The sequence below is a fragment of the Micromonospora rubida genome, from assembly GCF_009908295.1.
Taxonomy (GTDB): domain Bacteria; phylum Actinomycetota; class Actinomycetes; order Mycobacteriales; family Micromonosporaceae; genus Micromonospora; species Micromonospora rubida.
Map to the genome: position 1 here is coordinate 997,885 of NZ_JAAALO010000004.1, position 7,969 is coordinate 1,005,853.

A 7,969-nucleotide genomic window follows, 5' to 3' on the forward strand; every position below is an offset into this window, starting at 1 on the left:
CAATCAAGACGGTCGGCGGCCCGTAACCTCAAGTAACTGCAAGCTGCGGCAAGCGCTGCCCGCCCGCAGGATCGAACGCCCGGAAGGCGATTTGTCGAAGATCCTGCGGCCGTACGGCGGTTGTCCCGAACTCGGTGACGGGAGGGGTGAGGGTGCCGACCTCGGTGCTCCTCGCCGTCCTCGCCGCAGCCGGTCTGCTCGCCCTCGCGCCGGCGCTGGTTCGTCGGTACGACGCCACCGAGCGGCTGGTGGCGGAGCGGGCGCAGTCGACGGCGAGGGTGCTCCAGCGCCGTCGGCGGGGCCGCACTGTCCCCGGCCGCCGGCCGGTCAACCCCTCCCGAGCGCTCGTTGTCACCTTGAGCGAGGACGCGAACACGGGTAGCCTGTCCGCTCCGGTCTCCGCGCCGCCCGCCGCGAGCCGCCGACGGCGTCGGTTGAGCGCCGTCCCGTCGTCGGCGAAGTCCCGCCGACGGGCCGCGCCCCGGCGCCGCCAGCACACCCCGGCGATCTACCGCCGACGCCGGGTGCTGGCCGCCCTGCTGCTGCTCAACTTCGTCGAGCTGATCGGCGTGGTCGTGCTCGGCCCCGGGTTCTGGATCAGCTTCTCGGTCACCGCGACACTGCTGGTGACGTACGTCGTACACCTGCGCAAGCTGGCGCTGGTCGAGCGTCGGCGGCGGCGGGCCCAGGCCCGGGAGACGGCGTGGCTGGCCGCCCGGCAGGCAGAGGTGCGTCGCGAGCAGGCCCGCCGGGCGGCGGCCCGCCGGGAGGCGCACCGCCGCCTGGCGGCCCAGCGCGAGGCGGTACGTCGCACGGCGATGGGCCTGGACCGCCCGGCCGACCTGCCGCCTGCGGCCAGCGGCGGATCGGTGTCGTACCGGCGCACGGGCGGCCTGCGGGGCCGCCCGTACCAGTCGGGCCGCACCTCCCACTCGGCCTGACCCCGCTCGGCTGTTCTGGTGGAATCGCGCTGCCCGTGAGGTCGCGGCTCGGCCCATTGGTCACTCTGGGGCAATCTTGGAAGATTTCGGCCCCCCGGGGGGCCGTTTCCTACCAAGATCCGCCGAGCGGGTGGGGCGGATTCGCTCGGCGGACTGGTTTGCTGTTAGTGTTGCTGCCGGCCCGCCCGGTGAAAGCCGGGTGGGACCGATGCTGGTTCGCCGGCGGAGGGGCTGTGGCGCAGTCTGGTAGCGCACCTCGTTCGCATCGAGGGGGTCTGGGGTTCGAATCCCCACAGCTCCACCCATTTCAAGGCCGTTTCCGGTAGTCGGAGACGGCCCTTTTGGATCTTGTCCGGCAGTGAAGTGCCGCAGCTAGGTTCGCCGCCCCATCAGCAGGCCGCCGTGCTTGAGGCGCTGCCGACCACCGGCCCGGCTTTGGCCTGCGGCGTAGTTTGATCCACTTGTCGTGGCCGGCGTCCCGGTTGGGGCGGTAGACGTAGCTATTCGTGGTGACGGAGCCCTCGTAGGTCGCGCTGCTGACGGGACGGGTGGAAGCGTCGGTAGACCGCAGGGACATGCAGCAGAATCAAGACGACGGTTGCCACGCCCACAAGCAGGGGTGGGCCCAGCGCGTCACCAATGCGGACCCAGGCCGGCGCCAAGGTATCCCCCGGATTTTCGGTGGAAAAGTCCGGATTGTTGATGAACGCTAGGCCGCAGCAAAGAGCGAATGGAGCGGTCAGGATGCAGGTAGTCGCATGTGCCCACGTCCTGCCGCGCACGAGCCCGCCATCGACAAAAGCAGGCCAGCCACGACCAGGCCGGACAGAACCAAGGCCAGTTGGCTGACGACTTGAATGCCGAGGTCTGCAAGGCCATTCCGGCTGGCCGCCTCCTCGGGAGGCACGTAGTACACGACGTCGTAATGCGTGAGGTCGTAGATGATCGTTGCGGCGTTCAGCGCCAGGCCGAGCGCCAGCAGACCGACCGCGACTACTGGCGCGAGCACAGGCCATCGCGATATCGACGTCAGGGCAAGCCCCGCCGGTAACAGGCTCTCCCGGAGATCACTCGACGGACCATACCCAAAATCCCACCTGCCGGCGGGGTGCGTCGATCCCGGGGTTCCTGGCCGCACACGCGGTGGCCCGGGTGGTCGGCCGTGGACCAAGCCGGCCGGCGTCGACCACGACCAGGAGCACGCGTAGCTCCGGCACCGCGCTCCTACCGCCGGCCCGTCGGTCTGGGCGGACGGCGGACATGATCGGTCCCGCTGTGCCCCGTGACGGAAATCCCGACGTCTCCACGTGTGATTACCTCGGGAAACGTTGCACGGATGCGGGTGGCGGCGGTATCCCCGGAGGTATGACGCCGTTTGCTGAAGACGTGACCTATGTCACGTAGGCCGGGGAACCCGTGGGCGCGGAGGCCGTCGTCTTGCTGGTTGTGAGACGAAGTCTGGACGCGGCCGACGAGGACGAACTCGTGCGCCGCACCGCCGCTGGCGATCGGCGCGCGTTCGACGAGCTGTACCGACGTACGTCGCCGTGGCTGCTTGCCCGGTTGCGCCGCCGGTGTGCCGACGACGACGTGGTTGCCGACGTCATGCAGGAAACCTACCTGGCTGTCTGGCGGGCCGCAGGTAGCTTCGCCGGGTCGGCGACGTCGGGCAGCGCGGTCGGCTGGCTGTGGACCATCGCAGCCCATCGCCTCGTCGACGCGTTCCGCCGGAGGGCCCGGCAGAACCAGGTACCGGCTGTGCCTCTCGTCGAGATGGTCGCCCCCACCGCCGAGGAGGAAGTCATGGCGGGGCGGGTCGGCCAGGAGCTGGAACAGGCCCTGCTTGCGCTGCCGCCCGAGGCGCGGCAGGTCCTGCGGGCGATGGTTCTCGACGGGCTCTCGGTGCGTGAGACCTCCCTGCTGCTGGGTGTCCCGGAAAACACGGTGAAGTCGCGGGCCCGGCGGGCCCGGATCGCTCTACGGGAGGCGCTGTCATGACCACGCATCCGAGTCCCGCAGTGCTCGCCCGCTACGCCGACCGGGAGATGAGCCTCGACGAAGCCACGGTGTGGTCGGTCGAGGTGCATCTGGAGAACTGTGCGGACTGCCGTGCCCAGATGGCCGGTAGCGCGACGGACGACTCGCGGGACCTGCTCGCTCGGGTCGCCGCCGGCGTGGACCACAACATCGCCGCCGGACCGGCTCCGGCCGGCCGCCGGAGCTGGTTGGCGGCCCGGAACCGCTGGCTGGTCTGGCATTCGGTGCCGTGGCTCATCATGACGGTGGCGGTTCTGGGCTGTGCGGTCCTGCTCGACGCACTACAGCCCAGCCTGCCGTCGGTGGTGTCGCTGCTGGCTCCGGTGGCACCGCTCCCGGGGGTGGCGATCGCGTGGAGCCGGCGTCACGATCCGGCCTGGGAACTGGTCGCGGGCACGCCGGCTGCCGGATTGGCGATGCTGCTGAGACGTACGGCTGGGGTGCTCGCCGTGGTCGTGCCGGCGCTCGTGTTGGCGAGTGCCCGTACCGGAGTCTCCCTGGCCTTGACGCTGCTGCCGTGCGTGGCCTTCACCGCGGCGACCATCACGCTGGGCGCTTTCGTCGGTGTACGCCGGGCCGCTGCCGGGCTCGGCACTGCCTGGGCGCTTGCCGTGGTGGTACCGGCCGTGGTCACCGCCGAACCGCCGGCGGTGCTGCAACCGGGCAGTTCCGGCGTGTGGGCGCTGCTCGCCCTGACGCTGGCCGGTCTGGCCGCGACTCGGGCTGACAGCTTCCGCCGCCTGACCAGCCACAACTGATCTGTCGGGCACTGCCCGTCCTCGAAAGGACTGATGATGCGTACGGTGAGCGCGGCTGAGACCGCCACCACCACCTATCCGTGGGTGGTCCATGCCGAGGGACTGCGCGTGCGCGCCGGCCGGCACCTGGCCGTCGACGGGCTCGACCTGGCCCTCGACACCGGCGTCCACGGCCTGCTGGGGCCGAATGGGGCCGGCAAGACCACGCTGATGCGCGCGCTGGCCACGGTGGTGAAACCGGCCGGCGGGCGGCTGACGCTGCTCGGGGAGTCGGTCGACGGCCGTGCCGACCTGCGGCGGGTACGTCGCGGGCTGGGCTATCTGCCGCAGCAGTTCGGGTTCTACCCGCGCTTCACCGTGCGGGAGTTCGTCGAGTACATGGCGTGGCTCAAGGAGATGCCGAAGGCCGCGGTTCCGGGCGCGGTGCAGCGGGCGATCGATCGGGTCGGCCTCACGGCCAAGGCGGATGCCCGGATGAAAACGCTGTCCGGCGGCATGCTGCGCCGGGCGGGCATCGCGCAGGCGATCGTCAACGATCCGGCGGTGCTGCTGCTCGACGAGCCCACCGTCGGTCTCGACCCGGAGCAGCGCCTCGACTTCCGGGAGCTGCTGCGCGACGTCGGCGTCGACAGCTGCGTCCTGGTCTCCACACACCTGGTCGAGGACGTGGTGGCCGCGTGCACCGACGTCGTCCTGATCAACGAGGGCCGGCTCGTCTACCAGGGCACCCCGAACGACCTGATCGCGCAGGGCGGGCAGGGCGACGCCGGCGACAGCGCGGCCGAGCGGGGCTATTCCGCGCTGCTGCGCCGGCACCGGGCGGAGGCGGGCCGATGAGCCGCATCTTCGGTATCGAACTGCGCCGCTCCGCCGCGCTCGGAACCGCCCTGACCCTGCTGCTGGTCGGCGTCGTGCTGCTCTTCTTCGCCGACGGGATCGGATTCGCGACCGGATGGATGCAGCTGGCCATGACCCAGCGGCTCTATCTGGCGGTGCTGTGGCCACTGGCGCTGGCCGCCGGCGCCTGGCAGGCCCGCCGCGAACACCGCTCGAACGTGACGGAACTGTTCGCCAGCACCCCTCGCCCGGCGGTGCAACGGACGACGCCGACGCTTGGTGCGATGGCTGTCGCGGTGGTCTGCGGATACCTGGCGATGGCTCTGGCAGGGGCGTTGTGGATCATCGGCACCGCCGAGTACCTGCCGGTGTCGGTCCTCGGCGTCATGGCCGTCGGCGGCCTGGCGCTGATCGCGGCAGCCTGGCTCGGCCTGGCGGTCGGCCGCCTGCTGCCGTCGCCGGTGACCGCTCCGGCGCTCGGCGTGGCGGGCCTGGCGCTGCTGCTGCTCATTCCCGCCGCGACCCGTCCCCGGGGCTGGCTGGCCCTGGTGTTCTCGCCGATCTACGAGATGAACATGCCGGGTGCCTACTCGACCGTGCCTGGCCGGGCCAGCGTCGCCCAGGCCGTCTGGTTGACGGCTCTCGCCGTCTCCGCCGTGCTGCTGTTCGCGTTCAGCGGCTGGCGGATCCGCGTGGCGGCGCTGCTGCCGGTGGTGGTCGGCGCCGCACTGGCGATCACGGTCATGCCCCACCAGAACAGGCTCGTCACCGACGCGGTCGACCCGGTGGCGAAGGAACTGGTGTGCGCCGAGGACGAACCGCGGGTATGCGTCAGCCGGGTCCATTCCGGGCTGCTGTCCGAGGTGACCCCGGGAGCTCGGGAAGGTCTGTCCATACTGGCGAAGCTGCCCGACGCGCCGACCCGGGTCCACGAGGACACCACCACGTACTTCCCCGACAGCTACCCGCAGTGGAACAAGGATGTTGTCCTGCTCCACGTCGAGGCCGGCCCCAACGGTCACCTCGCCGACGAGGCCGGTGTGCCGGCGGACGTGGTGTCCGGGGCGTTCACCAGCCCACCTGGATGCGAGAACTCCGCCGAACCGGCAGAGATACTGGCGGCCGCCTACTGGTTGATCGGACGCGAGCCGGTGGCCGGCGACATCTACGAAGCCGAGTATGTCGCCGAAGCCGTGCAGCTGTGGCGCGACCTGCGAGGGCTGCCCGCCGGCGAGGGGGACGCCCGGGTGAGCGCACTGCGCCAGGCTGCGGTGACCTGCTCGGTCGGCGACGGACTGCTCTCCCGGAGCGCGCGATGAGGTGGCTGACGCTGAACCTGCTCTCCCGGAGCGCGCGATGAGGTGGCTGACGCTCTACCTACGCTCCCGGCGGGTCCCGATGGCGCTGGTCGCGGCCGGCGGCTGTGCGGCGCTGATGTGGTCACTGTGGTCGGTGTTCTCCGACGACCGTGGCGTAGACGTACTAATGGTCGTCCTGACGGTCTTGCTGCTGGTCGCCGCCCTGACCGCCACACTCGGCGGCCCCGACGACGCCATCGAGCGGGCGGCCGGGATGCCCTGGCCGCCGCGACGGGCCGCGCATCTGCTGGCGGCGTTCCTGGTCGTAGTGGTGTTGCTGCTGGCCACGCTGGCGACCGGGGCCCGTTTCGGCCCTGCCTGGCTGGTGGTGCGCGACGCGGCCGGGCTGCTCGGACTGACCGCCCTGGGCGCCGCGGCCATCGGCACCGCCCGAGCGTGGTTCCTGCCGCTGGGCTGGACGCTGGTCGCGATCCTGTTCCCCCAGTCGGAACCGGTCGGGCAGATCCTGACGTGGCAGGCGCAGCCGCCGGAAAGTACCGCTGCGGCGGTGACGGCAGGGCTGCTCGCGCTCGGTGGGCTCGTCGCGTACGCGGCGGCCGGGCCGGCTCCGCGCGCGCCCGCCGAAGCCGCCCAGCAATGACCACCAAGAAATAGCAGGTCAAGGGCGGGTTCTCGAAAGATCGGGAGCCCGCCCTTGACCATTTTTCCGTCTGTGTCCAGCGGGCGAAGCCCAGTCTGCGCACCACCATGTACGGGTGCCTGAGGGGGCGAGGCCGCTGTCCGCGCATTGTCCGCACGTAGATCGCGGACCTCGGACGACACGCCATCCGACGGGCCCGTTGCCGGGCGACTACTGGTCCCACCGGTCGGGGTAGGGCAGCGCGAGCCGCCGTACTTGATCGAGCAACTCGGCCGATGCGTCGTGCTCCCGTAGCGCGGCAGGCGCGTGTCGCAACACCCACAGCGACAGCGCGGGGCACCAGGTGTCCTCGTCGTGCCAGCTCGACCAGGGGAGATCATCCCTGAACAGGTCGTACATCCACTCGTCCGCGGCCGTGACCAGCCGTCGCCGGGCCACCGTGTTGGTCAGCGACTCTGTCCAGGTGCTCAACCACGGGGTGAGCTTCGTGGTGGCCTCGGCGAGGAGCGTCAGGGCCTCGTGGGCGGGCACCTTCGCGTCGGGCTCGGCCAGGACGTGCACCCACCAGGCGTCGAGGAACTCCCGCACGGCCGCGCCTTGCGTGGTGGGCCACTTCTGCCAGCGGCCGGCGGCGAACAGGTGTCCCAGGTCTGCCATCGTGGGCGGCTCCACGGTGCCCGCCACGAGGCCCTGGGTCAGTTGGGGAAGAATCCGGCGCAGCAGTGGCCCCGGGTAGCGCCAGTCCGTGGTCCAGTACGTGCGGCGAAGGAGGTCGTCGTCAAGCGGCACGTCGGGGGTCTTGAGCTGCGCCAACTCCTCCGCGCTGCCCCAATGGCACTCGCAGTTGGACTCCTGCCGGTGAGCGGTCATGCCCCGGAATGTGGCGGCCACGCCCGCCAGCGCCGCATCCAGGCGGCGAGTCACGTCAATCGGATCAGGGGTCACGGCGAGTCCGCCTTCGAGGACTCCGGAGGCGTACACCTGCCGAAGAGACGAATCCTGCCATACGCACCCGTGCGTGTGCGGGGTCAGGCCGGGTAGCGCTCGGGCGGCGTACCAGTCGAGTTGTATCCGGCTGTTGGCTCCGGTCAGCTTCATCAGGCGACGGAGCCGGCGTTGCACCGTGCGTTCGCTGGTGCCGAGCCGGGCGGCGACGGTCTTGTCCGGCAGCCCGGACAAGAGCAGCGTGAGCAGGAGGACGTCGACCTCGTCCATGGCCTGTGTGCCGTCGGTGAGGCCAGCGGCGGTGACCCGGAGCGGTGTCGCCGCCGCCCACACCCGCTCAAACAGGTCAACCAGCATCCGGACCAGTGAGTTTCCCCCGCTTTGATGGAGCGGTGGTTACCTGCTGCCGGCTGGCGCAGGGGTGGCGATAGGTGGCTCGGCTGGATGGTTCTGCCGGGTGTGCCAGGCAGTCTCGTACTCGTTGGGGCTGAG

Annotated in this window: 8 protein-coding genes and 1 tRNA gene; 7 read left to right on the forward strand and 2 right to left on the reverse strand. The window is 70.8% G+C overall.

Features of this window, described 5'->3' with window-relative positions:
* Positions 1-146: 146 nt before the first annotated feature.
* Together sepX and GVV04_RS19210 are read left to right on the forward strand one after the other, a co-directional pair.
* A complete protein-coding gene (gene sepX / locus GVV04_RS19205; RefSeq protein ID WP_328822453.1) occupies positions 147-941 on the forward strand; it encodes a divisome protein SepX/GlpR in 795 nt (264 codons plus the stop codon).
* Positions 942-1,168: 227 nt separating this feature from the next.
* A tRNA-Ala gene (locus GVV04_RS19210) sits at positions 1,169-1,242 on the forward strand.
* Positions 1,243-1,680: 438 nt separating this feature from the next.
* Here the strand turns inward: GVV04_RS19210 and GVV04_RS19215 are convergent.
* Positions 1,681-1,950 carry a hypothetical protein gene (locus GVV04_RS19215; RefSeq protein ID WP_161689367.1) on the reverse strand — a complete coding sequence of 90 codons (270 nt, stop codon included), beginning with the start codon at positions 1,948-1,950 and terminating at the stop codon, positions 1,681-1,683.
* A gap of 437 nt (positions 1,951-2,387) precedes the next feature.
* Here GVV04_RS19215 and GVV04_RS19220 point away from each other — a divergent pair, with 437 nt between their 5' ends.
* Genes GVV04_RS19220 through GVV04_RS19240 form a run of 5 tightly spaced genes read left to right on the forward strand, consistent with a single transcriptional unit; the run spans position 2,388 to position 6,532 of the window.
* Positions 2,388-2,939 carry an RNA polymerase sigma factor gene (locus GVV04_RS19220; protein WP_328822463.1) on the forward strand — a complete coding sequence of 184 codons (552 nt, stop codon included), beginning with the start codon at positions 2,388-2,390 and terminating at the stop codon, positions 2,937-2,939.
* Positions 2,936-3,736, forward strand: a complete 801-nt coding sequence (locus tag GVV04_RS19225) for a zf-HC2 domain-containing protein (RefSeq protein ID WP_161689368.1) — start codon at positions 2,936-2,938, stop codon at positions 3,734-3,736. The genes GVV04_RS19220 and GVV04_RS19225 overlap by 4 nt, the downstream gene beginning before the upstream one ends.
* 36 nt (positions 3,737-3,772) lie before the next feature.
* The gene (locus tag GVV04_RS19230; RefSeq protein WP_161689369.1) at positions 3,773-4,573 is read left to right on the forward strand and encodes an ABC transporter ATP-binding protein; all 801 of its coding nucleotides are present in this window, start codon (positions 3,773-3,775) and stop codon (positions 4,571-4,573) included.
* Entirely contained in the window at positions 4,570-5,892 is a 1,323-nt protein-coding gene (locus tag GVV04_RS19235; RefSeq protein WP_161689370.1) for a hypothetical protein, read from the forward strand. Before GVV04_RS19230 ends, GVV04_RS19235 begins: the two co-directional genes overlap by 4 nt.
* Before the next feature lie 37 nt (positions 5,893-5,929).
* Positions 5,930-6,532, forward strand: a complete 603-nt coding sequence (locus GVV04_RS19240; RefSeq protein ID WP_161689371.1) for a hypothetical protein — start codon at positions 5,930-5,932, stop codon at positions 6,530-6,532.
* Positions 6,533-6,742: 210 nt separating this feature from the next.
* Here the strand turns inward: GVV04_RS19240 and GVV04_RS19245 are convergent, their stop codons facing one another.
* Positions 6,743-7,834 carry a helix-turn-helix domain-containing protein gene (locus GVV04_RS19245; protein WP_201753612.1) on the reverse strand — a complete coding sequence of 364 codons (1,092 nt, stop codon included), beginning with the start codon at positions 7,832-7,834 and terminating at the stop codon, positions 6,743-6,745.
* Between the last annotated feature and the right edge of the window lie 135 nt (positions 7,835-7,969).